This is a genomic window from Micromonospora sp. ATLC16, from assembly GCF_057196645.1.
In genome coordinates this window covers 1-24,761 of sequence record NZ_JBXUOW010000004.1, presented here as the reverse complement: position 1 = coordinate 24,761, position 24,761 = coordinate 1, and the positions used below count along the sequence as shown (strand labels likewise).

Here is a 24,761-nt window from a genome sequence, read left to right as displayed (position 1 = left end):
GCGCGGCCGAACTATGATCGGGGGGTGTCCGAATCCTCCCTCGCGGAACTGCTCCGCGCCCGTGGGCTGCGGCTGACGGCGCAACGACAGCTGATCCTCCAGGCGGTGCTGGACCTGGGGCACGCCACCCCTGAGCAGGTGCACACCGCGGTACGCGAGGTCGCCGCCGGGGTCAACATCACCACTATCTACCGCACGCTGGAGCTGCTGGAGCGGCTCGGCCTGGTCACCCACACCCACCTCTCGCACGGGTCGCCGACCTACCACGCCGCCGGCGAGGATCAGCACGTGCACCTGGTCTGCCGCGAGTGCGGCGCGATCGACGAGATGGATCCGGAACTGATGCGTCCGCTCTCCGACCAACTGGCCGGGGAACGGGGCTTTCGGGTGGACATCGGGCACGTCTCCTTCTTCGGCTTGTGCGCGCGGTGCGGAGACGGGGAACAAACATGATCGACAATGCGGGCGCGGTGGCCGTGGAAAGTATCGACGAGGCCAGCCGGGACCAGCCGGAGCCGGCGCACGCCGCTTCCGGGGTGCGGGGCGTGGCCGCGCACTACGGCGACCCGATGCGCGAGCAGCGCCAGTTGGACACCGAGGTCGGCCTGGTCGACCGGTCCCACCGGGGCGTCGTCGCGGTGCCGGGCGCGGAGCGCATCTCCTGGCTGCACACCCTCACCACCCAGCACCTGGCCGAGCTGGGCCCGTGGCAGGGCACCGAACTCCTCGTGCTCTCGCCGCACGGCCATGTCGAACAGCACGCCATGGTGGCCGAGGACGGTGACACCACCTGGCTCGACACCGAGCCGGGGGCGACCACGGGGCTGCTGACCTACCTGGAGAAGATGCGGTTCTTCAGCCAGGTCGACCCCCGTGACGCCACCGCAGAGCACGCGCTGCTGTCGCTCGTCGGGCCGAAGGCCGCCGAAGCGGTGGCCCTGCTCGACGTGCCGCCGCTCACCGAGCCGGACGTGGTGGGACTGCCCGGTCCGAAGTTCCGGGCCGGTGAGCTGCCGCCCCGCCCGACCGCCCGCTACGACGTGCAGCCGCTGCCGCAGGGCGGCTGGACCCGGCGCGGTCCGCTCGGTGTGGACCTGCTGGTTCCCCGGCCCGCGATGGACCAGGTGGTCACGCGGCTGCGGGAAAACGGCGTGCCCCCGGTCGGGCTGTGGGCGTACGAGGCGGTGCGGGTGGCTGCCCGGCGGCCCCGCGTCGGCGTCGACACCGACCACCGGACGATTGCCGCCGAGGTGAACCTGATCGCCCCGGCCGTGCACCTCGACAAGGGCTGCTACCGGGGGCAGGAGACGGTCGCCCGGGTGCACAACATGGGCCGTCCGCCACGCCGACTGGTGCTGCTGCACTTCGACGGGGTGGCCTCGGACCAGCTGCCGGTCGCCGGCAGCCCGGTGACCCTGGACGGCCGTACGGTCGGTTTCGTCGGTACCGCGGTGCTTCATCACGAGCTGGGGCAGGTCGCGCTCGCGGTGATCAAGCGCTCGGTGCGGGACGACGCCGCGCTCCGGGTGGGCGACAGCGCCGCCGCCATCGACCCCTCGTAGACACGCCCTGGTGGCCGGGGGCGCTCTAGGATCGCCGGCATGACGACAGGGACGTTGATCACGGTTGCCCCCACCGGTGCGGAGTCGGCGAAGACGGAGGTGCCGGCGCTGCCGGTGACCCTCGACGAACTGCTGCTCACCGCCAAGGAGTGCGAGGCGCTGGGTGCCTCCGTGATCCACGTGCACATCCGCGACGACCAGGCCCGGCCGACCCTGGACCCGGGTCGGCTGCGGGCGACCGTGGCGGCGCTGCGGGAGAGCACCGACCTGATCGTGCAGCTGTCCACCGGCGGCGCGGTCACCGACCCGGAGGCCGACCGGCTCGCCGTGCTGGACGCGGCCCCGGACATGGCCTCCTGCACCATGGGTACGGTCAACTTCGGTGACGAGGTGTTCCTCAACCGCTGGGAGTTCGTCGTCGACCTGCACACCCGGATGCAGGAGCGGGGCATCGTGCCGGAGTACGAGATCTTCGACCTGGGTCACCTCGGCGCCCTCCAGCGCCTGTTGGGGAGGTACGGCCTGCCGTACGGCGGCCACGTCCACGTCGACTTCGTGATGGGTGTGCCGGGAGGCATGCCCGGAACCACGGCGACGCTCGTGGCGGCCCAGCAGATGCTCCGGGATCTACCGGAGGGCACCACGTTCTCGGCGACCGGCATCGGCCGTACCAGCCTTCCGGTGCTGCTCGCCGCGCTCTCGGCCGGCGGTCACCTGCGGGTCGGGATGGAGGACACGGTCACGTACGCCAAGGGCCGCCCGGTGGAGTCGAACATGCAACTGGTCGCGCGGGCGGTCGGCTTCACCCAACTCGCGCAGCGCCCGCCGCTGAACACCGCCCAGGCCCGCGAGCTGCTCGGCCTGTGAGAGCGACCGGCAATAGGGCGGTGGAGGCGAGGCACGGTACCGTCCACGTTGTGGGAAAGACGTACGAGGGCGGCGTACCGCTCGCCGAGGTGGTCCGGTCCGGTTTCGTAGAGGGCGTGCACCGTGGCTCGGTGGTGGTGCTCGACAGCGTCGGTGCGCCGCTGGCCGCCGCGGGCGACGTCACCTCGCCGATCTTTCCGCGCTCGTCGAACAAGCCGATGCAGGCGGTCGGGATGCTTCGCGCCGGGCTGTCGCTCACCGAGCCGGCCGACCTGGCCATGGTCTCGGCCAGCCATGCGGGGGAGGAGTTCCACCTGGCCCGGGTCGCCGGGCTGCTCGCGGGTGCCGGGCTCGGCGAGGACGCCCTGCACTGCCCGCCGGACCTGCCGGCGGGCGATCTCGCACGGATCACGGCGCTGCAGGCCGGGGGCGGTCCGGCGCGGATCCAGATGAACTGCTCCGGCAAGCACGCCGGGATGCTGCTGACCTGCCGTGCCGCCGGCTGGCCGATGGAGGGCTACTGGCGGATCGACCACCCCCTCCAGCGGCGGCTGCGCGAGACAGTGGAGGAGTTCACCGGCGAGGAGGCGGTGGCTGTCGGCGTCGACGGCTGCGGCGCCCCGGTGCTGTCCGCGTCGTTGACCGGACTGGCCACGGCGTACCTGCGGTTGGTCGCGGCCGAAGGCGACACCGGAGCGGGTCTGGTGGCCGACGCGATGCGGGCCCACCCGGAGGTGGTAGGCGGTACGCAGGCGGACGACACCCGGCTGATGCGTGGCGTACCCGGGCTGCTGGCGAAGATCGGCGTGGAGGGTGTCATCGCCGCGGCCCTGCCCGGCGTCGGTGCCGTGGCGCTGAAAATTGACGACGGCGCCGGCCGGGCCCGGATGCCGGTCCTGGTCTCGGCCCTGCGCCGGCTCGGTGTCGACGCGCCGGTGCTGGCGGAGTTCGCCGAGGCGCCGATCTTCGGCGGCACCCTCCCCGTCGGCGCCACCCGTCCCCTCTGGTAACCCACCCCACCCCACCCCACCCACCCACCCACCCACCCACCCCACCCCGCCGCGGCGATCATGCAGTCGTGGCGCCTGTTACGTACCGAAAGTGGCCTTTGTCCAGTGCCACAACTGCATGATCGGCGGCGGCGGCGGTGGCGGCGGTGGGTGGGGTCAGGGGAGGAAGGCGAGGAGTTGCTGGTTGATCTGGGCGGGTTGTTCCAGGGGGAGCAGGTGGGCGGCGTTCGGCACGTCGGGCGGGCGCACCGCGTGGGGCGCCTCGGCCGCGATCCGATCGGCCAGATGACGGATGTCGGGCACGTCCGCCACACCTGCCGCGACCAGTACGGGCATGGTCAGTTCGGCGAGTCGTCCGATGGCCGGTGGGTCGAGTTCGGCCACGTCCACGGCACTGAGAGCCAACTCGGCGGCGAGCGCGCGTTCGTCCATCACCGTGGCGAAGGCAACCAGCTCAGGGTCGACGTCCGCGGGTTCGCGGTCCGGACCGACCACCCAGAACCGCACCTCACCCGCGGCCGTCGCGGCGAAGTCCTCCGGGTCGACGTCGCCGACCAGGTTCTCCCACAGGTCGTTCGTCTGCTCCGACCATTCGTGCCCAGAAACCGCAGTACCGAGCAGGGCGAGCGCGCTCACCCGGTGCGGGTGGGCGAGCGCGGTGTCGATCGCCACCGCCCCACCGAAGGAGCAGCCGATCAGTGCCGCGCTGGCCAGTCCGAGGGCGTCGAGCAGGCCGACCACGTCATCGTGGTGGGCGAAGGCGCTCGGTGGCAGCTCGGACTCCCCGTACCCGCGTAGGTCGAGAGCGATCACCCGGTGTCGGGTCGCGAGCGGGGCGATCTGGTCCCGCCACATCCGGCGGTCGGCGATACCGGCGTGTAGCAGGACGACCGGCGATCCGCTGCCCGCCTCGTCGTACGCCAGCAGCGCGCCGTTTACCTGGATCTTGGTCATCGCAGGACGGTACGGCCGGGCGGGAACGGTTCGCAAGCCGGCAATGAGACATCGCTAACTTTGGCTAGCACTTTGCTTGCAGCTGCTAGCGGCGCGGGCTAGCGTTGAGTCATGGCCACTCCCAAGGACCTTCCCGACGTCGGTGGGTTCATTCGTGACCTGCGGCGGAACGCGAAGATTTCGCTCCGGCAACTGGCCGAGCAGGCGGGGGTCAGCAACCCCTACCTCAGCCAGATCGAGCGCGGCCTGCGCCGGCCGAGCGCGGAGGTGCTCCAGCAACTCGCCAGCGCGCTGCGGGTCTCCACTCCGGCGATGTACCTGCGGGCCGGCCTGCTCGACGACAAGGAGGGGCAGGGTGTACTTGCCGCCATCGCCGTCGATCCGGACCTGACGATGGCGCAGAAACAGTCCCTTACCCAGATCTACGAGACATTTCGCCGAGAGAATGCGCGGCTGGCCGAAGCGACCGGAACCACGACCGGCGCGAGCGGTGAGGCCGGCGGTCCGGCCGGTGGGGTCCAAACCGGCGGATCCGGCACCAGCGGTGAGACCGACGTTGCGAACGTCGCTGGTCGAACCGGCGGATCCACCGGGAGCGGTGAGACCAGCCCCTCGAACGCGGCTAACTCGACCGCCCCCGACCTGGCGAATCTGGCCGCGACCGGGCCCACCACCGCGGCCGGCACCCCGACCGAGGCGGTGCTCGAGTCGGTGGCCGTGACCGAAGCCGGTTCCGCTCCCGCCCCGAACAGCACCCCAGCCAGGAAGGCCGCCCGCAAGGTGGTCCGAAAGACCGCGACGGCGGTCCAGGAGGAGAAGTAACGATGACCCAGCCGAAGACCAATCGCATCCCTGCCCCGCTCTACGCTGCCGCCGGCGCCGGTGAGCTGGCCCTGCAGCAGCTGCGCAACCTGCCCAACGTGGTCGGTGAGCTGCGTGACCGCGTCGTCGCCGACGGTGGGCGGGTCGTCAACGAACTCGGCGGCAAGGCCGTCGTCACCGGCTTCGAGCTGCGGCAGAAGGCCAACGACACGCTGCGCAACGCCAACCGGACGGCCGAGTCGCTGCGGCAGAAGGCCGCCCCGACGGCCGATCTCAACCGGCTGCGTGAGCACGCCGACCTGGCCAGGCTCCGCGAGGCTGCGGATCTCACCAAGCTCCGCGAGACGGCTGACCTGAACAAGCTCCGGGAGGCGGCCGACCTGGACCGACTGCGCGAGTTGGCCAGCCGCAACGCGGCGGTCGTCGTCGCCGGCGCCCAGGCCGCTCAGGTGCGGGCGCTGGCCGCGTACGGTGCGCTGGTGGCTCGGGGCGAGCGAGTCGTGGGTGCCGGTGTGCTGGAGGCCGCCGACTCGGTGAACGCCGACATCGAGGCGACGGCGACGACCACGCCGACGGCGACGACCACGCCGACGGCCACGACCACGCCGACGGCCACGACCACGGCGTCGGCCACGGCGACGGCGACGACCACGCCGACGGCGTCGGCGTCGGCCGAGGAGACCGCGTCGGCCGAGGTGCCGAGCCCGGCGGAGGTGGCCGAGATCGTGGAGGCCAAGCCGGCCGCCGCGAAGAAGACCACCCGGGCGAAGTCGACCACCCGGCAGGCCGCCGCCAAGCGGACCGACAGCCCGTCGGCGAAGCTGCCCCGGGGGACCAAGCGGAGCGAGTGAGTCGGCAGCCGGCGTTCCCGGGACCGTCCTGTCGCCACGGATCCGGGGTCGCCGGCATAAGCTTGCCGTCATGGCCAACGCCGCGCCGATCTTCGTAGACGACGTCCGCTACGTGATCGAACTGATCCTGTTCGTCTTCGCACTGATCGTGCAGGGGGTGGCTCTCGTGCACGCCGTCACGCAACGCTCCGATGCCTTCCCGGCCATCGGGACCCTGCCGAAGGGCGGCTGGATCGCGATCCTGGCGGTCACTCTCCTGCTCACCCTGCTCACCCGCTCCACCCTCAGCATCTTCGGGCTGATCGGTGTGGCGGCGGCGCTGATCTACCTGCTCGACGTCCGGGTCGGGCTACGTGACCTTGGCGACAACAGAGGGTCCTGGTGAGAGCTTTCCGCTGGCCACCACCACCGGACGGCGGGCCACGCAGCTGGGGTCCCGGCCCGGGTGCCCCGCGGACCGGCCGGCCTCCGTTACCCGATCCGGAAACGGAACTGGTCGCCACCCCGCACGGCGTACGTCTGGAGCGGCTGGTCACCGGCGTTGGTGACCCGGTCACCGTCTTCGCGCACGGGCTGGCCAACGGCATCGCCACCACCCGACCCTTCGGCAGCGGTGTCACCGGTCGCCGGGTCTTCTTCCAGTTCCGTGGTCACGGCCGCTCCGACGCCCCCGACGGGCCGTGGAGCTACCTGGACCTGGCCCGCGACCTGCGGGCGATCGCCGATCTCAGCGGCGCGACGCGCGCCTTCGGGGCCAGCCTGGGCGCCGGTGCGTTGTGCCGCCTGCTCGCCGAGAGCCCGGAGCGGTTCGAGCGGCTCGTCTTCTTCCTTCCCGCCGCGCTCGACCAGCCGCGCGGACCGGTCGCCCGGGCGCGGCTGAGCGAGTTGCTGTCGGCCGTGGAGAGCGGCGACGCCTCGGCGGTGGCGGAAGCAGTCTCCACCGAGCTGCCGCCGGCGGTACGCAACACGCCGGCCGGCTGGGCATATCTGCGGCAACGGCTGGACCATCTGCTGCGCGACGGCCTCGCCGCCGGGCTGATCGATCTGCCCGAGCAGGCGCCGCTGCCCGATGCCGGCGTGCTCGCCCGGGTGACCGCGCCGGCACTGGTCATCGCCGTAGAGGGCGACGAGCTGCACCCGGTGGAGGTGGCCGAACAGCTCGCCACCACACTGCCCCGAGCCACCCTGCACCGCTACGACCGCCCCGGTGTCCTCTGGACGGAGCGCGCCGATCTCCGCAGCCGAATCTCCGACTTCCTCAACGGCTAGCCCCTCGCGTGCTGCCGCGCGAGTTGCGGTATGTCGCGGTATCCGGCGCGCGGGAGGACCCGACATACCGCAACTCGCGAGCCAGATCGTGGCCCTTCCGGGTCGATCAGCCGGCGCTCCTGCGACGAGTCAGCAATACCTGCCAGCAGATGGCAGGTATTGCTGGCAGCGTGGGGCGCATGACGAAACCGCTGATCGGAAAGGTGGCGTTGGTCGCCGGGGCCACTCGGGGTGCCGGCCGGCAGATCGCCGTGCAGCTCGGCGCCGCAGGTGCCACCGTGTACGCGACCGGCCGGAGCAGCCGCGCCGGCCGCTCCGAACTGGACCGCCCGGAAACCATCGAGGAGACCGCCGAACTGGTCACCGCCGCCGGCGGTACCGGCATCCCGGTCCGGGTCGACCACCTGGTACCCGACGAGGTGCAGGCCCTGGTCGCGCAGATCGACGCCGAGCAGGGCCAGCTTGACGTGCTGGTGAACGACGTGTGGGGGGCCGACCCACTGATCATCTGGGACAAGCCGGTCTGGGAGCAGCCGCTCGACGCCGGCTTCCGGATGCTGCGGCTGGCGGTCGACACCCACGTGATCACCAGCCACTTCGCGTTGCCCCTGCTGATCCGCCGGCCCGGCGGACTGGTGGTGGAGATCGGTGACGGTACGAAGGCGTACAACGAGGAGAACTACCGGCTGTCGGTCTTCTACGACCTGGCCAAGACCTCGGTCAACCGGCTCGCCTTCAGCTGGGCCCACGAAGTCAGGCCGCACGGCGGCACGGCGGTCGCGCTCACCCCGGGCTGGATCCGCTCCGAGGCGATGCTGGAGCACTTCGGCGTCACCGAGGACAACTGGCGCGATGGCGCGGCCAAGGACCCGCACTTCCTCATCTCGGAGACTCCGGCGTTCGTGGGCCGAGCCGTCGCCGGGCTCGCCGCCGACCCGGACCGGGCACGCTGGAGCGGTCGGTCCGTCTCCGCCGGAGAACTGGCCAAGGTGTACGGCTTCACCGACGTCGACGGCTCCCAACCGGACGCCTTCCGCTACCTCAGCGAGGTGGTCGACGCCGGCAGACCCGCGGACGTCACGGGTTATCGCTGATCCTTACGCCCCGGCGTCCGTCCGAGCGGCCCGATCGGCATTCACCCGACCGGCCGTACTACGCCGGCCGGTCGGGAGACCGGTCGTCAGCGGTGGAGTACAGCGCGGCGGCCCTGATGGCCGCCTCGGCCAGCCGCGACCGTAGCTCCGACGGCTCGATCACCTCCACCTCCGGCCCCAGCGCGAGCAGTTGGGTGTACGCCACCTCGACGGACTCGACGGGCAGGCGGGTGCGCACCCAGCCCTGCCCGTCGGGTTCGCCTGCGGCGGCGACCGCCGCCTCGTACCCGAACGGGATCTCGGTGAGGTGACGGAGTCGGCGCAGGCCGGCGGGGCTCAGCCGGATCGTCACCTCGGCCCGCAGCATGCCGCGCAGGAACGCCTCGGCCTGAGCCCGCCAGTTCCGCCGCCGCGACGGCGTCGGCGAGTCCCATGTCACCGGCCGGGCCGGGCAACCCGGCCAGGAAGAGCGCCTCCGCCTCGTCCCGGGTCATCCCGGTCAACCTGGTCCGGTAGCCGCCGAGCAACCGGTAGCCGCCGGCCCGCCCCCGGTCGGCGTAGATCGGCACCCCAGCGGCGGAGAGCGCCAGCACGTCCCGGTAGACCGTCCGCTCGGAGACCTCCAGCTCGCGGGCCAGCTCCGCCGCCGTCAGCACCTCACGGGCCTGCAACAACAGCAGCAGGGAGAGCAACCGGGACGCCCGCACCGACGCTCACCGTCCGCCGGGGGTCAACAACCCCCGGTCGTACGCGACCGCGACGGCGGCGGCCCGGTCGTTGACGCCGAGCTTGGCGTAGACGTGCAGCAGGTGGGTCTTCACCGTGGCCTCGCTGATGAACAGGCGCGCGGCGGCCTCGCGGTTCGACGATCCCCGGGCGACCAGGGTGAGCACCTCCAACTCGCGTTGGCTCAGCGGTTCCCCGGCCGGCTGAGGGGGCGTCCGCAGGCGACCCATCAGCCGGCCGGCCACGCTTGGCGAGAGCACCGACTCGCCTCGGGCGGCGGCGCGTACCGCCCGGACCAGTTCGTCGCGGGGCGCGTCCTTGAGCAGGTAGCCGGTGGCGCCGGCCTCGATCGCCGGGAGCACGTCCGCGTCCGTGTCGTACGTGGTCAGTACCAGCACCCTCGCCGGGCTGTCCGTCGCGACGAGACGGGCGATCGCGGTCACCCCGTCCATCCCCGGCATTCGCAGGTCCATCAGCACCACGTCGGGGCGGCTGCGGGCGGCCATCGTCAGGGCCTCGGCACCGTCCGCCGCCTCGCCGACCACCTCGAACCCGGGATCGCCGGCGAACATGCCGCGCAGCCCGTCGCGCACCACCGGATGATCATCGACGATGAGCAGGCGTACCGGATCGGTCATGCGGCGGCTCCGGGCAGGGCCGGTACGGAGGCCGAGACGGCCGTCCCGCCACCCGGCTCGGACTCGACGGCGAGCTGGCCACCGACCCGGCCGACCCGCTGCCGCATCGCGGTCAGGCCGTAGCTTCCGTGCTGATCCGGGCTGGTCGACCGGTTGGTCACGTCGAATCCCGATCCGTCGTCGCGGACGTCCAGGGTGACCACGTCCGACATGTACGACAGGGTGAGCCCGACCCGGGACGCGGCGGCGTGCCGGGCCACGTTGCTCAGCGCCTCCTGCGCGGCTCGCAGCAGCGTCACCTCGATCTCCGGGTGCAGTGGGCGGGGCGTCCCGGTGGTGCTGACGCTGGCCGCCACCCCGTGCACGGCCGACCAGCGTTCACCCAGCTCGGAGAGGGCGTCGGGCAGGCGGGCCGTCTCCAGCGGCTCGGGGCGCAGCGCCCGGACCGACCGGCGGGCTTCGGTGAGGCTCTCCCGGGCCAGTGCCAACGCGTTGTCCACGTGCCGTCGCCAGTCGGCGGAGCGGTCGCGGGTCTGCTCGGCCGCCTCCAGCTGGGTGATGATGCCGGTCAGGCCCTGGGCCAGGGTGTCGTGGATCTCCTGCGCCATCCGCTGTCGCTCGTCCAGTACGCCGGCCTCGCGGGCCTGGGCGATGAGCTGGGCGTGCAGCCCCTCGTTCTCCCGTGCCGTCTCGGTGAGTTGGCGGTTGGTGGCGGCGAGTTCCGCCACCAACCGCTTGCGCCGGGCGTCCTCCCGTTCACCGACGAGGTTGAACCAGCTCACCGCACTGGCCAGGACCAGGTTGACAAGCACCAGCGTCAGCCACAGCGGCCGGTTCGACCACGAGGCCGGCAGGCCGCCGCCCTGCGCGGTGGCGACCAGCACGGCGGTCGCGGCCATCCCGACGAAGCGCCATCGCCCGTCGAGCACGAGGAAGGCGTGCAGGTAGCCGACCCAGGCGAAGAAGCCGTACCACGGGCTCGCGGTCACCAGCACGGCGGCGGAGGCCAGTAGCCCGACGTAGTAGACGGTCATCGGGCCCCGTCGTCCCGGCCACTGCGGACGCAGGACGACAAACCAGGTGACCCAGCAGGCGGTCAGCCCGGCGACGACCAGGGTGGGCAGCATCGGCAGCCCGCGCGGCGCCGGTGCGAAGGCGGCCAGCAGCGAGCCTACGAGCAGTCCGCAGTAGGGCAGGAGGCGGTGCAGCCGCGCCTCCCGCGCCCGCCAGTTCGTCAGTTGGTGATCCTGGGTGGGCACGGCGTCGTCGCGGCAGGCGGTCCGGTCCCCGCCGCCGCTCGTCCCGTCGCCGCTCATCATGCGCTCACTCCCAGCGGAACAGCTTCGCCGCTGCGGCGCCGGCCGCCACGGCGATGACCGCCATTATCCCCAGGTGCAGCGGATGCGGTGCGGTGCCGGTCCAGGCGTCGAGCAGCGCCTGGACCCCGGGTGGCGTGTAGGCGCCGAGGTCGGCCAGGAAATCGGGCAGCAGGAACCGGGGCAGGTACGCCCCACCGAAGAACATGATCACCATGAACGGCGGTACGGCCAGCGCCTGAGCCGATTTCGCGGTGGGCGCGACCGCCGCCACCAGCAGCCCCACCGCGAGCAGCGCGGCCGTACCCAGGACGAGTGCCGCCGCGAACCCGAGCGGGTGCTGTGGCAACGGGGTGCCGAACGCCAGCCGGGCGACGACCGTGAGGAGCACCGCGCTGGCCAGGATGCCCGTCAGGGCCAGTACGAGCTGGGCGGCCAGCAGTGCCAGCGGACTCGCCGGTGTGGTGGCCAGCCGGCGCAGGATGCCGCGCTCCCGATAGGTCGCCAGCACGGTGGGCAGGGCGTTGATGCCGACCATGGCCAGTGTGACCACCAGCAGCGAGGGGGTGAAGTACGTGACGAAGGACTGGTTGCCGAATTCCGGGTTGGGTTCCCGGAGCGTGGGAATCAGCCCGAGCACCACCAGGATCAGGGTGGGCAGGGCGACGGTGAGCACCAGCGTCGGGATGTCCCGCAGGTGCAGCTTGGCCTCAGTCTTGAGGATCTGGCCGAAGGCGTGCATCGTGTCTCCTTCAGTCGGTCAGCCGGCGTCCGGTCAGCTCGACGAACGCGTCGTCGAGCGTGGCCTGCTCCAGCCGTAGGTCGGCGGCGACGATCTGGTGGCGGGCGAGCACCGAGGTGACCGCGTGCAGCACCTCGCCGGTGCCGGTCGCCACGACCTGGCTGCCGCTGCGTGTCACGGCCGTGACCTGAGGCAGGTCGGTCAGCAACCGGTCGTCGAACGGTGCGGACGGGCGGAACCGGACGCGCTGTTCCGGGGCCACGGCCGAGACCAGCCCGGCGGGGCTGTCCAGCGCCACCACCCGTCCCTTGTCGATCACGGCCAAGCGGTCGCAGAGCCGCTCGGCCTCCTCCATGAAGTGGGTGACCAGCAGGATGGTCACGCCGCGGTCCCGCACCCTCTCGATCAGATCCCAGGTGTCCCGGCGGGCCTGCGGATCCAGCCCGGTGGTCAGCTCGTCCAGGATGGCGATCCGCGGGTTGCCGACCAGCGCCAGCGCAACGGAGAGGCGCTGCTTCTGACCACCGGAGAGCTTCTCGTACGCGGTGTTCCGCTTCCTGTCGAGGCCCAGCTCGTCGATCAGCTGCGCCGGGTCGGCGGGGTCGCGGTAGAACGAGGCGTAGAGCTCCAACGCCTCAGCGACCCGGAGCCGATCGGGCAGCTGGCTCTCCTGAAGTTGCACCCCCACCAGTTGGCGCAGCCGGGCGGCGTCCCGGCGGGGGTCGAGCCCGAGGACCGACACCCCGCCCCCGTCTGGGACACGCAACCCGGCGACACACTCCACAGTGGTGGTCTTGCCGGCGCCGTTCGGCCCGAGTACGCCGAAGATCTCGCCGGCCTCGACGTCGAAGGACACGTCCGCCACCGCCACCGTCTCGCCGTAGCGCTTGTGCAGGCTGGTCGCCTCGATGACCGGCATGGCCACCGCCTCTCGCCGTCGGGGTCTCGGGTTACGACTCAAGGGTCGCGAGAGCAGGCCGGCGACGAATCGACCGGCTGTAGGTGACCTTGGTCGGCTCCGGCTGATTCCGGCGATCCGCCAACCGGTGGATGCGCCGACAAGTGACTACGCTCCTGGACGTGCACGCATCCGAGATTCCCGTCACCGCCGTGGGCGCGGGCCGCCGCTTCGTCAGCGGGGCCAGGCTGCTCCTGCGGGGCGTCGGTCTGTACGTACGCAACCCGGGCCTGATGCTGCTCGGCGTCATCCCGGCGCTGATCTCCGGGGCGGTCTTCGTGTCCGCGTACGCTCTGCTGGTCTTTTTCGTCGACGACCTGGCCGCCGCGGCCACCCCGTTCGCCGACGACTGGGCGACGACGCCGCGCAGCGCGGTCCGGGTGATCGCCGGGCTGGCCTTCCTCGGTCTCGGCGGCCTGCTCACCGTCCTCACCTTCACGGCGGTCACCCTGGCCATCGGCGATCCGTTCTACGAGAAGATCTCGGAGCGGGTGGAGCGACGCTACGGCGGCACGCCGGACGCGGTCGAGGCGCCGTTCTGGCCGTCGCTGCGGCGCAGCGTCGCCGACTCACTCCGACTGGTCGCCCTGGCGGTGTTGTTCGGCGTGCCGCTGTTCGCCGCCGGTTTCATTCCGGTGATCGGGCAGACCGTGGTGCCGGTCATCGGCGCGGCGGTGGGCGGCTGGCTGCTCGCCGTGGAACTGACCGGCGCGCCCTTCTCCCGGCGTGGCAAGCGACTGCCACACCGGCGCGCCGCGCTCAAGGCGGACCGCCCCACCGCACTCGGTTTCGGGGTCGCGGTCTTCGTCTGCTTCCTGATCCCACTCGGCGCGGTACTGCTGATGCCGGCCGCAGTGGCCGGTGCCACCCTGCTGGCCCGCCGCTCGCTCGGCCAACCCATCACGGAGAGCTGACATGGACATCGCCCTGGTCGCGGGGGACATCACCGCCGAGTGGGCGTACGCGGAGGATTAGCCGGCCGGGCGCAGCTCGCGTACGCAGGACCACTGGCTGGCCACCTGTCGGTAGCCGAGCCGGTCGTTGACCGCCAGCATCGGCGCGTTCGCCGCGTCGTTCCCGGTGTACGCGACGGTGACGCCGCGTCCCGCCGCCCGGTGCAGCGCGGCCAGCTTCACCAGCCGGGCCAGTCCTCGGCCACGGAAGTCCGGCACGGTGCCGGTGTAGTCCGACCACATCCGCGCGCCGTCCCGCTTCACCAGGCTGATCGCCACCAACTCGCCGTCGACCTCGACGCCCGTGCTGGCGTCCCGGTCCAACCCGACGTTGTCCCAGGTGTCCGCGCGCCAGGTGGCGTAGCTGATGGCGTCGGACGGCACGTCGCCAGGTTCGTCGGCGCTGGCCAGCACCTCCACCCGGTGGACCTGGCGACTGTCGACCTCGGCCAGCGGAACCAGCCGGACGTTGTCGGGGGTGGCCGGCAGCGGAGGCAGCGCGTGCAGCTCCAGGGCCGAGAAGTGCTCCTGCCGACTCGGGGTGAAGCCGTGCCGGCGGGCGAACGGCAGCGCCTCCGGCAGCGTCCGCCCACGTAGCCGGGCCAGCCCGAGCGGCGCTAGATGCTCAAGCGCCCGGCCCAGCAGCGCCCCGCCGATGCCGCGTCGCCGCTGGTCGGGGTGTACGTGCAGTAGGGACACCTCGCCGACGGCGGCGCTGGTTTTGGTGTTGCGGGACGCCGACACCCAGCCGACGACCTGCCCGTCGACCTCGGCGACGAAACCGCACCAGTGCTGCTCCACCGGTGGCGTCGAGATCAGTTGCCGGGTGGACGCGACCCCACGGATGAGGAAGGGGAACACGAGCGTACGCAACGCCACCACGGGTGCGGCGTCGTCGAGATGCGCCGGACGGATCAACGTGGACGACCGTCTTCTGGAATCCGACATGCGCGGCAGGGTAGCCGCTGTGACTCTCGTACCGCAGCTTAGTTTGGCGCGCCTGTCGTCACCGCCCCACCTGATCGTCGGTCCGGCTGAACACGGCAGTGTGCGGCAGCGTTGTGGGACGGGGCAGCCCTGCGTGCCCGCGAGCGGATCGTGACCGGAAGGCGGACTGAGGTGAGGACCTGCCGATACCTGGTTTTTCCAATCCGACCCGGGCGCGGGTGAACCAGCGACGTCCTCGCACCGTCATGCGCGTGCCGTACTCGCGCGCGGACGAGTGCGTGCGGCTGACCGGCCATTGGAGGGCTGCATGACTGTGGATACTGGTTCGTTCTCGTTCCGCCGCATATGGACGAGCACCCGAGCGGCGTTGGTCGTCGTGACGGTGCTCGCCGCAGGTCTGATCGTCGTGATGTCGAGTAGTTCCGACGCCGTCGCGGGCGAACGCGTCACGTTCGTCAACCGTACCGGGGAGACGTTGTGGGTCGGTGCGGGCGAGAGTGGGGACGGCTCGCGTCGGATCACCGGGCTACCGGTGCTGCGCCCGGGGGAGTCGAAGAGCATCATCGTCCCGGACAGCGGACAGCCTGGTCACTGGCGAGGCAGGTTCTTCGCCCGGCAGCGGTGTAGTGGAGACTCCGGCAGCACCTTCAAGTGCCTCGTCGGCGACTGCGGCCCCCACGTGGGTCACTGCGAGCGGGGCGCGGAACCGGTGAGCCTGGCCGAGTTCAACTTCGACCAGAACAACCCGGCGGCACCCTGGTACAACATCAGCTACGTCGACGCGTTGTCGGTGGTGATCACGATCGAAGCCCCCGGCGCGCCGAACCCGGCCCTTGCCGGAAGTTGTGTCAGGTCGGCCTGCGGCGGTGGCCAGATGCTCGCCGCCTGCCCCGAGGCGCACGCCGTACGCGATCCGCAGCGCGGCGACCGGATCAACTGCGTCAACCCTGCGCGGGACGCGGAGAGTGCCTACACCGCCGCGCTGCGTCCCTTCGGCCCGCGGGCCTATCTGTGGTCGACCCATGACAAGGTGCCGGGCAACGAGACTGTCTTCAACTGCCCCGGTTGCGCGGACTTCACTGTCACCTTCCGCAACGGAGGTGCCTCGGCGGCTCCGCCCGCCCCACGGCCCGACACTCCGGACTCAGCCGACTTCGCGCTGCGGGGGTACGCCGGCAAGTGCATCGACGTGCCGGGCGGCATCTCGGCCGACGGGGCGCAGTTGCAGCTCTGGCGGTGCAACGGCACCACCCCCGCGCAGCGGTTCACCCGCGGCCCGAACGGCTCGTTGGTGGCGCTGGACAAGTGCATGGATGTCGCCTGGGCGGCGCGTGACAACGGAACCAAGGTGCAGCTCGCGCACTGCAACGGCGGGCCGGCCCAGATCTGGGTCGTCGAGCAGGGCATGGTGCGTAATCCGCATTCCGGCAAGTGCGTGGACGTGCGCAACCGGAATGCCGCAGACGGCGCCCCGTTGCAGATCTGGGAGTGCAACCCCGGCCAGGACAACCAGACCTGGCGGGTCGTCAGACGCTGAGCGTCGCAACGGGGGGCTCCACGGCGACGGCCCCCCGTCACGTCATGAGCGGCCGCGCGGATGAACGACGGAACCGACCGGGAACGAAGGGGTGCGGATGGAGTCAGGGCGAGGCCGACCGGCCGCGAGGTTCTGGTGGGCGTCAGCGTTGCTGCTGGCCGCCCTTCTCGTGCCGCTCGTTCCGGCGGCTCCGGCCGTCGCGGCGCCCGAGGAGACCGGCAAATACTACGTCGTCAGACCTCCGGTCAACGGTCAGCGGGAGTACCTGTACAGCATCGCCCTGGTCACCCTCGGCAACGGCAACCGGTTCCGCGAGATCATTGATCTCAACCGAGGCCGCAAGCAGCCGGACGGCGCGACCTTCACCGACGGCGTCGAGTTGGGCCCCGGCTGGATCCTGATGTTGCCGCCCGACGCCGACGGCCCGGGGGTCCGTACCGGCGCGCTTCCGGCGCTCGGGCCTCCGACGCGCCGGCCCTCGCCGAGCACGGTGCCGCCGAGTACGCCGGCACCGTCACCCTCGCCGCGCGAGACGACTCGGCAACCCTCCGCGAGCGCGGGTCCATCGTCCTCGACGGCGGGCCCGACCCCGGTGGTCGCCGCTCCCGGGCCGCGGTCCGGGCCGGCGCCCATCAGTCCCAACCTGGTCCGGATCGGCGCGGGTGCGTTCGCCGTGCTCCTCGCCGTCGTCGCGCTCCTGGTGCTGCCCCGGCGGATACATCAGATGCGCTCAACAACCCTCGACGACGGGCCGTGGCCGCCGGAACGGCATCGCACGCCGACGCCGGCGGAACTGGCTGGCGTCACGACGCCAGCCCCACCGCACCCGGACCCAGGCACGGGCCTGGGCCCCGACCCGGACCCAGGCACGGGCCGGGGTAAGGGCCTCGACCCGGACCCAGGGCCGGAGGCGGGCAAGCACCCGGACCCAGGGCCGGAGGCGGGCCTCGACCCGGACCCAGGGCCGGAGGCGGGCAAGCACCTGGACCACGACCAGGCTGTGCTGCCGGAGCCGTCCGAGCCCCGGACGCCGCGCGCATCGCCGCCCGAGTGGCCACCCCGGGCCGGTGCGCTACCCATGTCGGCTGGCGGCGCTGACCCGACCGAGGCGGTACGCGAAGGGACACGGACGGATGCCGTCGACCCGCCGCGGCCTGCGCTGCCGGCCGACGGTGACGTGCCCTACGTGCGGGCGGAGTTGCGTACCGACGCCGGGCCCGTCCGGGTCCGCCTGGTCGGTGTCACGACCGGCCCGACGACTCCCGCCTACGCCTGGCTCGCCGACCACGAGCCGGAACCTGCGGCGGCGGTGCCGCTGGTGCTGGGGCGACACGGTCCGTGGCGGCTGCGAGTTGACCTCGGCCGTGTCCCCGACGTGTTCACCCTGGTCGGCGACCTGGATGAATGCCGTCGACTGGCCGCCGCCTACGCCCGCCAGTTGCAAGCCGGTGGCGTCGGAGTCGGGGTCGTCGGTGACGCGCTCGGTGCGGAGAGTCTCGCCGGGTGCCGCAGCTTCGCCGGGCTCCCCGAGCCCAGTGAGTTGGATTCCGACCGTTACGTCGTCTTCAGCGCCGGCCCGTTGAGCGGTGTCGGTATTCGTGGGCTCGCCGCCACCACCGGCGGTCGGTGCGTGCCGGTGCTGATCGGTCCGGTCCCGGACGGCCGGTGGTCGGCTCAGCTTGGCGCGGGGGACCGAAGCTGAGGCACGACCGACGGTAGCGCCCCCTTCGGCAGCCCTGACACGCGCCGCCAGGTGCCCGATTCGACGCGGTAGGCCTGGCGTACCCGAACCCGAGAATAGGAGCGGCTCGCCAGGATCAGGTCCACCTGCGCCGCGCGCAGCGGTTCGGCCTGGGAGCGTACCCGGGTGAGTGGCGCGAGCAGGTCGGCCGTTGACACCACGTCGACCGCCCGCCTCCTCGGCACCTGAAGTTCCAGCAGCAGCCGTCCGGGCTGTACCGGTGGCTGGCGCCGGTACAGCCGCAGCCAGTTGCGCGGCAGACGGAGGCGTTCCGTCGGCAGCAGAGCGTACGCCCGCCGGGTGCCGAAGGCCGGCCAGCGTCGCACCTCGTTGGGCAGGCCGGCGATCGAGCCGGCCTGCGCGGTGCAGCGGATCCTCAGCGGTTCGCCGGCGCATTCACCGGCCGGCGTCAGGCGACCGGTGTGATCCACCTCGAAGGCGTCCACCGGGGAGGTCCGGTCCAGACGCGCGGCCGGCAGGAGATACGCCTCGCGGAGGCCGCGCAGGTGTTGTAGGCGGGCGGGCAGGGCTGCCCGGAGCACCGCCATCGGGATCGCGCCGCCCGGTTCCACCCGGACCCGTAGCAGCCGACTGCCGCCCGGCACCGACCTGGCGTCCAGGAAGGCGAGCAGGAAGAGTTCGGCACCGGGCAGTCCGTCGGCGATCGACCGACCGTCGACCGGCGCGGCGACGAACGCCTCGAACTGCTCGGCGTTGACCTGCTGCGCCGCCGACAGCCACGCGGGGCCGTACGCCGTCCGGCGGTTCTCGGTGACCAGCGGGGGGCGGGGGAGCGGCAGTATCGGAACGGCGGGCGGCGGCTCATCCGTCCCCGACGGTCCGACGGTCGGCGGCGGGGCCGCTCCCGGCGGTCCGGCGTCCGGCGGGGTGCCGATCGTGCCGACGACCTCGGCGCAGACCGGCACCAGCAGGCCGGTCGAGGTCGCGCGCGACGCCGGCGGTCCGAGGGCGTAACGGGGCCGGAACGCCTCCCACCGGGTGGGCTTTCCCGCCTGGTCGAGCGCGCGTAGATCCTGCCGGCCGTCCACCAACTCCGCGCTGCCGCCCGGCGGCGGAGTCCACACGGTGGCACCGGTCGTCTCGGCCAACTCCTGCGCCTGCGTACGGAGACGTTGCTGCTCGTCCGGATCGGACGGCCAGGTGAGCCAGAGTCGTAGCTCGCTGCCGTAGAGCGGAAGGTCACCGAGCAGAGCGGCGAGCTGGGCGCCGTCGTACACCCGCTGGGTTCCGCCGTAGTCGCCGACCAGGAAGCCGCCCGATCGTGCGGTGACCGCGATGGTCACCAGCCCGTCCGAGGCCGTGCCGAGCCGGTGTGCGGTGGCGCGCCGGGTGACGAAGTCGGCCCGGGTCGCCAGGACGACCCCGCCGTGCAGAGGCAGGCCCACCACGCCGGTGCGGGGACGGACCAGGCCACGATCCACGGTGAACCAGCCGGGGAGCGGGGTGGCCAGCTCGGGTGGCTGGATCATCATCCAGTCTCGGACCTGGCGGGTGGTCCGGTCCAGCGGTACCGCGTGCAACGGTCCCGTCCCGGTCGGCCGGTCGTGGTGCCGGATCACCGCGCCGTCCGGACTCACCAGGACGTCGTGGGCGAGCAGGCCGGCCACCTCGCTGAACAACTCCGTGTGCCGGGCACCGTCCTGGGTCAGGATGCGTACGTCGTTCGCGGTCTCGCCGGAGCGCCGGACCAGGTCGGCGATGGCCGACGCGGTCAGCGGCTTGTCGGGTTTGTGGGGCACCACCAGACCGCCGTGTACGCCGGGTTCCAGCCAGAGATCGAACAGCCCGGCCACCCGTCGATGCCGGCTGAGGTCGAAGCGGCGAGTGGCCGGCGAAGCGTCACTGATCGCGTCTGTCGCAGCGCGGATGGCATTCATGCGCTCTCACCACCGTCCGTTCGGATCGACGCTCACCGAGTCGCCCTTGGGGCCCGAGCCCGCACCCGGCAGATGCCGAGGGCCGGACGCCGGGCTTCACGTCTTCACGACGGAGATCCGCGGAGGCTGGTTCAGCCCAACCGGAACGTTTCTGCCGTTCGGATTGAACGCAGCCGGCGCACATCCGCTGTAGAGGGTGTCGGCCGGGCCGATCGGCCGCAGGCTACTCAAGGAGGCAAGATCAGTGGTGGCGAACGTTGGACGCCTGCTCGCGGGCGTGGCGGTTGCCTGCTGCCTGGTCATGGCGATGGCCGGCACCTCGGCGGCCCGGCAGGCACCGCCGGACCCGCAGGCCTACGTCAAGTACTACGTCGTCGCTGCGGCGTACCAGGATCAGCCGGAGACCCTCACCGCGATCGCGACCCGGTTGCTCGGCAGCGGCGAGCGGTCCGCGGAGATCTACAACCTGAATGCCGGACGGGTGCAGCCGGACGGGGCGAGCCTGACCGATCCGGCCCGACTCAACCGTGGCTGGTACCTGGTGCTGCCCTGGGACGCGGCCGGCGAGGGAGTGAAGTACGGACAGGTCCCGTCCGGCCCGAAACCGACCACCAAGGCACCCACGCCCACCGGCACCACGGGTCCGCCGGCCAGCCCGAGTTCCGGTCCGAGCCCGAGTCGCAGCCCCAGCCCGTCGCCGACCGGCACGAAGGGCACCGCCGGCTGCACCGCCGTCGCCGCGTCGAGCAGTCGGTCGGACTGGGCCCAACTGCGGATGGCGGCCGACGGCGCGTGGGACCTCAGCCGTGGCAACGGTGTCATGGTCGCCGTGGTCGACTCCGGAGTAGACGGTGATCTCGAACAGCTCAGTGGTCGAATCGCGGTCGGTGCCGACGTCACCGTCGGAAACGGACGCGGCGACACCGACTGCCACGGCACCGGTACCGCGATGGCGAGCATCATCGCCGCGAACGCCAGCAACGCGCGAACCCCGGCCGGTCTCGCACCGGACGCCACGATCTTGCCGGTACGGATGGTGGGCGCGTCCGGTAAGAGCCGGGCCACGGACGCGGCGAACGCCATCGAGGTGGCGGTGAGCGCGGGCGCCTCGGTGGTGGCGCTCGGCTCCCATGTCGACCTGTCCGCCCCGGCGGTCGTCACCTCCCTCACCACCGCGCTCAACCACGACGTACTCGTGGTGGCGGGCGCACCGACCCGGCCCGTCACGCTCCCGTCGCCCGGCGAACCCGCCGCCACCGGAGCCCTGCTGCTGGTCGGTGGGGTCGGCGCGGACAACCAGTTCGTGGAGGAGTACCAGCCGGACGCCGTGGACGTGGTCGCGCCCGGCGCGGACGTGACAAGCCTTGGGCCGGACGATGCCGGCCCGCTGAGCTACACGGGCACCCGCTTCGCCGTCGCCTTCGCCGCCGGACAGGCGGCGCTCGTCCGGGCCGCCTATCCGGAGCTGGACGCCACCCAGGTCGAGCGGCGGATCCGGGACACCGCCGACGCACTGGGCGGCGACACCCCCGACGACAGGTACGGCGCGGGGATGATCAATCCGGCCGCGTCGGTCGCCCGACCGGTGGAGGACGAGCGGCCGGTCGGAGTGGGTACGGACGACGGCGGCGGAGGTGGCGGCATGGGTGCGCTCGTCCTCCTCGGCCTGGCACTCCTCGGCGGCGGTGCGTTCCTGACGCTGCACCTTCGCCGCCGCCGCGCCCTCGGCTGACCGGCACCTGACGAAACAGACGAACCGGGGGTACGGGCGCTTCGCCCGTACCCCCGGTTCGTTGGAGCGGAATCTCGAGCGCTACCGCTTGCGCCAGGTCTGCTCGGCGTTGCCGACGTAGATCCACAGCTCGAGTGGCTTGTCCGCGCTCTTGACGTTCATGTTGACGTCGACGGACTTGCCGTGGAGCTTGCTGATGATGCCGCCCTTGTCATTGAACTGCCAGGACTGGGCCTTGTTGCCACTACAGACGGCCACCTGGATGGCGGTGCCGTCGGTGGAACCGGCCCAGGCGATGTCCATGCAGAGCCCCCGGGCGCGGATCGTGCCGTCCGAGCGGAAGTCCCACCACTGAGCCGGGTCCTCCGTGCAGGGCTTCAGCAACAGCCGGGTCCCGTCACCGGTCTTGCCGGAGCTGACGCACCGTCCGGTTCGCGGGTGGAAGATCTGCTTCATCCCGGCCGGCCGGACCGGCTTGGGTGCGGCGGTGGTCGGCTTCGGATCGCTGGCGGGTGGTTTCGGATCGCTGGCCGGCGGATCCGGCTGGTCGGCCGGCGGTTTCGGTTCGCTGGCCAGTGGGGGCGGCCCGCTCGTCGGCGCGGCGGACGACTCACTCTCCGACGGCTCGGGAGCCGTGGTCGTCGGTGCCGGTGGAACCGGCGCGGGACGGCCGAGCCGGGTGTCGAGCACGTACAGGTCGGTGAGCGCCTTCACCGCACGGATGAACGTCTCGGTCGGCTGGTCGAGCCGGCCGGCGGTCTGCCGCACGGCGGTCGGCCCGTTGCGGTAGGCGGCCAGCGCCAGCAGGTACGGGTCGCCGTCGAGGCCGGACAACCCGGAGACCAGATCACACATCGCGATGCCGACCGTCGGCACCGCCACCGTCGGCTCCCAGGCCGAGCCGCCCTCCGGTCCGTACGCCTGCCACACCTCGGGAAGGAACTGCGCGATGCCTCGTTGCCCGGTCGGGCCGAGCAGGTTGGCGTCGAGGCCGGAGAGCGCCATCAGTTGGGCGGCGACCATCGGCGGCGTCACCTGATCGCATACCGACCCGGCCTGCACGACGAGCGGGACGTACTCGGCGGGTACGCCCTTCGCGTCGTTGGCCGGAGGGGGCGTCGGGGTGAGCACGCCGTCACCGCCGAACTGCCGCAACCGCCCGTAGTACCCGGCGTAGCCGCTGACCAGGTCGACGTACTCGACGGCCTCGGCGGGCACCCCCTTGGCCTCGGTGACGGCGGGCAGGCCGCCGTGGAAGGCGGCCACCGAGAGACGCCAGTGGTCACCCGGAGTGCCGGCCAGCCGGAGGCGACCGCTGAAGTCGCACATCTGGTGGGCGAGCGCCAGGATGCTCGCGGCGATGTCCGAGCGCCGTGCGTCCGGCCACGGCTTCCAGCTCGTCCAGTCGTCGTCGTCGAGGCCGGCGATGCCCCGGCCGCCGGAGGCCGTCTGCCGCTCGCGGTTGTTCAGGCCCGACTCGGCCATGAGCTGACCGGCGATCCGCGCCGGATCCAGCATCGGACAGGAGTGAGCGGCGGTGACGATCGCCGTCATCTGCTTCTCGGTCACCGGATCACCGACCACCGTGTCGTCCCGAGCGGAGGCGACACTCCAGTTGATGGTGGCCAGGACGGCGGCGAGCACCGCCAGTGCGGCAAGCACCGCCGCCAGCGCCTGGCGCGGCGTACGGCCGAAGGTGAACCTGGTGGACAGGAAATTGGTTGTCACGGGAGCCATCCCTTTCGGCGTGGCGACACTGTCGTGACGGATTTCCCGCGCCCGGCGTTCAGATCCAGCGCGGATTTCTCTGGCGATCCGGTGGTCGGGTTGAACCAGCCGGGCCGGTCGGCCGTTGATCGGGCAGCGCTGGCTCCGCCAGGGTGTCGGGTCGGCCTCCCGGGCTGCACCGTCCACGAAGGAGGATCGTGACGTTGACCAGGTGTGACCTGCGCGATGTGGCCCAGGCCGGCTGGGCGGGGACTGGTCGGCGCACAGTCGACCGGCGGGCGATCTGCGAGCCGTACGTGGTGCGGCTATGCTGCGTGCCAGGGCCGTGGGGGCGGAAGTGCCTCGTTCACCCGGCCGTCAGGGTGCGATCCGTCCGTCAGGGAGGCGGTCTGTGTCGGCGGTGCCCAACGAGTCGGCTGGACCGTGTCTATCGGACGCCGCCGCCGATCCGACCGCCGCCGAGACCCTGCTGCGGCAGGTCGTCGCGGAATACCACCGGCCGCTGCACCGCTTTCTCACCCGGCTGCTGCTCGGGCAGCAGGACCTTGCCGAGGACCTGGTGCAGGAGACGTTTCTCCGCGCCTGGCGGCACGCGGACAAGCTCGCCGCCGACCCGTCGAAGATCGCGCCCTGGCTCTACACGGTCGCCCGGCACGTGGCGATCGACGCGATGCGAGCCCGGCAGGCCCGACCGCCGGAGGTCAGCCTGCCGGACCTCAACCGGGTGCCTGCCACGGACGACGAGATGGACCGGGTGGTGAACGTCCACGCCGTGCGGCTCGCGTTGAAGACGATCAGCCCGGAACACCGTGCGGTGCTCCACGAGATGTACTACCGGAACGCCTCCGTGGCCGAGGCGGCGGTGCGACTGGGAATACCCGAGGGTACGGTGAAGTCCAGAGCCTTCTACGCGGTGCGCGCCCTGCACGCCGCGCTCGGCTCTACCGAGCCGCCCTGACGCCAGGGTCGCCTCGTACCCCTGGACCAGACGAACACCGCGTGGTGCCTACCCGTTGAGGAGAGGGCTGGATGCGCGCAGGCGGGGATCACACCACGGCCGAGCGGGAGAGGCTGACTCTCTACCTGCTGGGGGCCTTGGACGACGCTGAGCGCGAGGCGTTCGAGGACCATCTCGCCGGTTGCTGGTCCTGCCTGGACGAGGCGGCCGCGATCGGCCCCTCGATCGGCGGTCTGGCCGGGCTGGGCGACGCGGACTGGTCGCCTGCCCCCACCGAGGCAGTGACGCCTGCGCCTCCCGCCGCCGGGGATCCCGTGCCGTCCGCGTCCGCTTCGGCGGCACCGAAGGACGCTGTCGACGCGACGTCCGCCGGTTCGGTGCGCCCGTCCGGCAGCCGCCCGTCCGGCAGCCGTGCGGCGGGTAGCCGTCCGGCCGGCGGGCGTCCGCCGTCGGCGGC

Annotated in this window: 24 protein-coding genes and 1 pseudogene; 15 read left to right on the top strand and 10 right to left on the bottom strand. The window is 72.0% G+C overall.

Annotated features, from left to right (window positions below; genetic code table 11):
• Positions 1 to 24: 24 nt before the first annotated feature.
• The 4 genes from AC2CHE_RS02910 to AC2CHE_RS02895 are packed head-to-tail and all read left to right on the top strand — an operon-like array spanning position 25 to position 3,439.
• Positions 25 to 453 carry a Fur family transcriptional regulator gene (locus AC2CHE_RS02910; RefSeq protein ID WP_210941211.1) on the top strand — a complete coding sequence of 143 codons (429 nt, stop codon included), beginning with the start codon at positions 25 to 27 and terminating at the stop codon, positions 451 to 453.
• On the top strand, positions 450 to 1,562 hold the full coding sequence (gene ygfZ, locus AC2CHE_RS02905; protein WP_484503318.1) for a CAF17-like 4Fe-4S cluster assembly/insertion protein YgfZ: 1,113 nt from the start codon (positions 450 to 452) through the stop codon (positions 1,560 to 1,562). The genes AC2CHE_RS02910 and ygfZ overlap by 4 nt, the downstream gene beginning before the upstream one ends.
• A 39-nt stretch (positions 1,563 to 1,601) precedes the next feature.
• Positions 1,602 to 2,429, top strand: coding sequence for a beta-keto acid cleavage family enzyme (locus AC2CHE_RS02900; RefSeq protein ID WP_484503317.1), 828 nt, complete (start codon positions 1,602 to 1,604; stop codon positions 2,427 to 2,429).
• A 50-nt stretch (positions 2,430 to 2,479) separates the two neighbouring features.
• Positions 2,480 to 3,439: an asparaginase gene (locus AC2CHE_RS02895; protein WP_484503316.1), complete on the top strand. Its 960-nt coding sequence runs from the start codon at positions 2,480 to 2,482 to the stop codon at positions 3,437 to 3,439.
• Positions 3,440 to 3,595: 156 nt separating this feature from the next.
• Here the strand turns inward: AC2CHE_RS02895 and AC2CHE_RS02890 are convergent, their stop codons facing one another.
• Entirely contained in the window at positions 3,596 to 4,393 is a 798-nt protein-coding gene (locus AC2CHE_RS02890) for an alpha/beta fold hydrolase (RefSeq protein ID WP_484503315.1), read from the bottom strand.
• A 111-nt stretch (positions 4,394 to 4,504) separates the two neighbouring features.
• Here AC2CHE_RS02890 and AC2CHE_RS02885 point away from each other — a divergent pair, with 111 nt between their 5' ends.
• The 5 genes from AC2CHE_RS02885 to AC2CHE_RS02865 all read left to right on the top strand — a co-directional run bounded on the left by AC2CHE_RS02885 (position 4,505) and on the right by AC2CHE_RS02865 (position 8,429).
• Positions 4,505 to 5,215, top strand: coding sequence for a helix-turn-helix domain-containing protein (locus AC2CHE_RS02885; RefSeq protein ID WP_484503314.1), 711 nt, complete (start codon positions 4,505 to 4,507; stop codon positions 5,213 to 5,215).
• Positions 5,216 to 5,217: 2 nt separating this feature from the next.
• The gene (locus tag AC2CHE_RS02880) at positions 5,218 to 6,066 is read left to right on the top strand and encodes a hypothetical protein (RefSeq protein WP_484503313.1); all 849 of its coding nucleotides are present in this window, start codon (positions 5,218 to 5,220) and stop codon (positions 6,064 to 6,066) included.
• Between the two features lie 70 nt (positions 6,067 to 6,136).
• Positions 6,137 to 6,451: a DUF2516 family protein gene (locus AC2CHE_RS02875; RefSeq protein WP_484503312.1), complete on the top strand. Its 315-nt coding sequence runs from the start codon at positions 6,137 to 6,139 to the stop codon at positions 6,449 to 6,451.
• Positions 6,448 to 7,335: an alpha/beta fold hydrolase gene (locus AC2CHE_RS02870; RefSeq protein WP_484503311.1), complete on the top strand. Its 888-nt coding sequence runs from the start codon at positions 6,448 to 6,450 to the stop codon at positions 7,333 to 7,335. Before AC2CHE_RS02875 ends, AC2CHE_RS02870 begins: the two co-directional genes overlap by 4 nt.
• Before the next feature lie 179 nt (positions 7,336 to 7,514).
• A complete protein-coding gene (locus AC2CHE_RS02865; protein WP_484503310.1) occupies positions 7,515 to 8,429 on the top strand; it encodes an SDR family oxidoreductase in 915 nt (304 codons plus the stop codon).
• A 58-nt stretch (positions 8,430 to 8,487) separates the two neighbouring features.
• On the opposite strand, the gene AC2CHE_RS02860 is transcribed toward AC2CHE_RS02865, so the two are convergent.
• The 6 genes and pseudogenes from AC2CHE_RS02860 to AC2CHE_RS02835 form a co-directional block, all read right to left on the bottom strand.
• Positions 8,488 to 8,868: a WYL domain-containing protein gene (locus tag AC2CHE_RS02860; protein ID WP_484503309.1), complete on the bottom strand. Its 381-nt coding sequence runs from the start codon at positions 8,866 to 8,868 to the stop codon at positions 8,488 to 8,490.
• A 148-nt stretch (positions 8,869 to 9,016) separates the two neighbouring features.
• Positions 9,017 to 9,085: pseudogene (locus tag AC2CHE_RS02855) on the bottom strand (HTH domain-containing protein); the annotation flags it as partial.
• 57 nt (positions 9,086 to 9,142) lie between these two features.
• A complete protein-coding gene (locus AC2CHE_RS02850) occupies positions 9,143 to 9,793 on the bottom strand; it encodes a response regulator (protein WP_484503308.1) in 651 nt (216 codons plus the stop codon).
• On the bottom strand, positions 9,790 to 11,112 hold the full coding sequence (locus AC2CHE_RS02845; protein ID WP_484503307.1) for a sensor histidine kinase: 1,323 nt from the start codon (positions 11,110 to 11,112) through the stop codon (positions 9,790 to 9,792). Before AC2CHE_RS02845 ends, AC2CHE_RS02850 begins: the two co-directional genes overlap by 4 nt.
• 4 nt (positions 11,113 to 11,116) lie before the next feature.
• Complete coding sequence (locus tag AC2CHE_RS02840) at positions 11,117 to 11,851, bottom strand: ABC transporter permease (protein WP_484503306.1); 735 nt, start codon at positions 11,849 to 11,851, stop codon at positions 11,117 to 11,119.
• A 10-nt stretch (positions 11,852 to 11,861) separates the two neighbouring features.
• Positions 11,862 to 12,770, bottom strand: a complete 909-nt coding sequence (locus AC2CHE_RS02835; RefSeq protein ID WP_484503305.1) for an ABC transporter ATP-binding protein — start codon at positions 12,768 to 12,770, stop codon at positions 11,862 to 11,864.
• Between the two features lie 161 nt (positions 12,771 to 12,931).
• Between AC2CHE_RS02835 and AC2CHE_RS02830 the strand changes: the two genes are divergently transcribed.
• The gene (locus AC2CHE_RS02830; RefSeq protein ID WP_484503304.1) at positions 12,932 to 13,723 is read left to right on the top strand and encodes an EI24 domain-containing protein; all 792 of its coding nucleotides are present in this window, start codon (positions 12,932 to 12,934) and stop codon (positions 13,721 to 13,723) included.
• Between the two features lie 57 nt (positions 13,724 to 13,780).
• Here the strand turns inward: AC2CHE_RS02830 and AC2CHE_RS02825 are convergent, their stop codons facing one another.
• Positions 13,781 to 14,710, bottom strand: a complete 930-nt coding sequence (locus AC2CHE_RS02825) for a GNAT family N-acetyltransferase (RefSeq protein ID WP_484503303.1) — start codon at positions 14,708 to 14,710, stop codon at positions 13,781 to 13,783.
• A gap of 307 nt (positions 14,711 to 15,017) precedes the next feature.
• Here AC2CHE_RS02825 and AC2CHE_RS02820 point away from each other — a divergent pair, with 307 nt between their 5' ends.
• On the top strand, positions 15,018 to 16,247 hold the full coding sequence (locus tag AC2CHE_RS02820) for a ricin-type beta-trefoil lectin domain protein (protein WP_484503302.1): 1,230 nt from the start codon (positions 15,018 to 15,020) through the stop codon (positions 16,245 to 16,247).
• 97 nt (positions 16,248 to 16,344) lie between these two features.
• Positions 16,345 to 17,949, top strand: coding sequence for a hypothetical protein (locus AC2CHE_RS02815; RefSeq protein ID WP_484503301.1), 1,605 nt, complete (start codon positions 16,345 to 16,347; stop codon positions 17,947 to 17,949).
• Here AC2CHE_RS02815 and AC2CHE_RS02810 read toward each other — a convergent pair.
• Positions 17,922 to 19,886: a hypothetical protein gene (locus tag AC2CHE_RS02810; protein WP_484503300.1), complete on the bottom strand. Its 1,965-nt coding sequence runs from the start codon at positions 19,884 to 19,886 to the stop codon at positions 17,922 to 17,924. The two genes, AC2CHE_RS02815 and AC2CHE_RS02810, sit on opposite strands and share 28 nt — an antisense overlap.
• A gap of 244 nt (positions 19,887 to 20,130) precedes the next feature.
• Here AC2CHE_RS02810 and AC2CHE_RS02805 point away from each other — a divergent pair, with 244 nt between their 5' ends.
• Positions 20,131 to 21,618 carry a S8 family serine peptidase gene (locus AC2CHE_RS02805; RefSeq protein WP_484503299.1) on the top strand — a complete coding sequence of 496 codons (1,488 nt, stop codon included), beginning with the start codon at positions 20,131 to 20,133 and terminating at the stop codon, positions 21,616 to 21,618.
• A gap of 81 nt (positions 21,619 to 21,699) precedes the next feature.
• On the opposite strand, the gene AC2CHE_RS02800 is transcribed toward AC2CHE_RS02805, so the two are convergent.
• A complete protein-coding gene (locus tag AC2CHE_RS02800; protein WP_484503298.1) occupies positions 21,700 to 23,346 on the bottom strand; it encodes a ricin-type beta-trefoil lectin domain protein in 1,647 nt (548 codons plus the stop codon).
• 391 nt (positions 23,347 to 23,737) lie between these two features.
• On the opposite strand from AC2CHE_RS02800, the gene AC2CHE_RS02795 reads away from it, so the two are divergent.
• Together AC2CHE_RS02795 and AC2CHE_RS02790 are read left to right on the top strand one after the other, a co-directional pair.
• Positions 23,738 to 24,304, top strand: a complete 567-nt coding sequence (locus tag AC2CHE_RS02795; protein WP_484503297.1) for a sigma-70 family RNA polymerase sigma factor — start codon at positions 23,738 to 23,740, stop codon at positions 24,302 to 24,304.
• Positions 24,305 to 24,375: 71 nt separating this feature from the next.
• On the top strand, positions 24,376 to 24,761 hold a 386-nt coding region (locus AC2CHE_RS02790; RefSeq protein ID WP_484503296.1), incomplete at its 3' end, for a zf-HC2 domain-containing protein.

What these genes read in the sequence shown, in the direction of transcription:
- AC2CHE_RS02835 (WP_484503305.1), bottom strand. Translation starts at nt 12,770, where the DNA reads ATGCCGGTCATCGAGGCGACCAGCCTGCACAAGCGCTACGGCGAGACG.
- AC2CHE_RS02810 (WP_484503300.1), bottom strand. Translation starts at nt 19,886, where the DNA reads ATGAATGCCATCCGCGCTGCGACAGACGCGATCAGTGACGCTTCGCCG.
- AC2CHE_RS02825 (WP_484503303.1), bottom strand. Translation starts at nt 14,710, where the DNA reads ATGTCGGATTCCAGAAGACGGTCGTCCACGTTGATCCGTCCGGCGCAT.
- AC2CHE_RS02890 (WP_484503315.1), bottom strand. Translation starts at nt 4,393, where the DNA reads ATGACCAAGATCCAGGTAAACGGCGCGCTGCTGGCGTACGACGAGGCG.
- AC2CHE_RS02840 (WP_484503306.1), bottom strand. Translation starts at nt 11,851, where the DNA reads ATGCACGCCTTCGGCCAGATCCTCAAGACTGAGGCCAAGCTGCACCTG.
- AC2CHE_RS02850 (WP_484503308.1), bottom strand. Translation starts at nt 9,793, where the DNA reads ATGACCGATCCGGTACGCCTGCTCATCGTCGATGATCATCCGGTGGTG.
- AC2CHE_RS02865 (WP_484503310.1), top strand. Translation starts at nt 7,515, where the DNA reads ATGACGAAACCGCTGATCGGAAAGGTGGCGTTGGTCGCCGGGGCCACT.
- AC2CHE_RS02900 (WP_484503317.1), top strand. Translation starts at nt 1,602, where the DNA reads ATGACGACAGGGACGTTGATCACGGTTGCCCCCACCGGTGCGGAGTCG.
- AC2CHE_RS02880 (WP_484503313.1), top strand. Translation starts at nt 5,218, where the DNA reads ATGACCCAGCCGAAGACCAATCGCATCCCTGCCCCGCTCTACGCTGCC.
- AC2CHE_RS02885 (WP_484503314.1), top strand. Translation starts at nt 4,505, where the DNA reads ATGGCCACTCCCAAGGACCTTCCCGACGTCGGTGGGTTCATTCGTGAC.
- AC2CHE_RS02815 (WP_484503301.1), top strand. Translation starts at nt 16,345, where the DNA reads ATGGAGTCAGGGCGAGGCCGACCGGCCGCGAGGTTCTGGTGGGCGTCA.
- AC2CHE_RS02875 (WP_484503312.1), top strand. Translation starts at nt 6,137, where the DNA reads ATGGCCAACGCCGCGCCGATCTTCGTAGACGACGTCCGCTACGTGATC.
- ygfZ (WP_484503318.1), top strand. Translation starts at nt 450, where the DNA reads ATGATCGACAATGCGGGCGCGGTGGCCGTGGAAAGTATCGACGAGGCC.
- AC2CHE_RS02845 (WP_484503307.1), bottom strand. Translation starts at nt 11,112, where the DNA reads ATGATGAGCGGCGACGGGACGAGCGGCGGCGGGGACCGGACCGCCTGC.
- AC2CHE_RS02820 (WP_484503302.1), top strand. Translation starts at nt 15,018, where the DNA reads ATGACTGTGGATACTGGTTCGTTCTCGTTCCGCCGCATATGGACGAGC.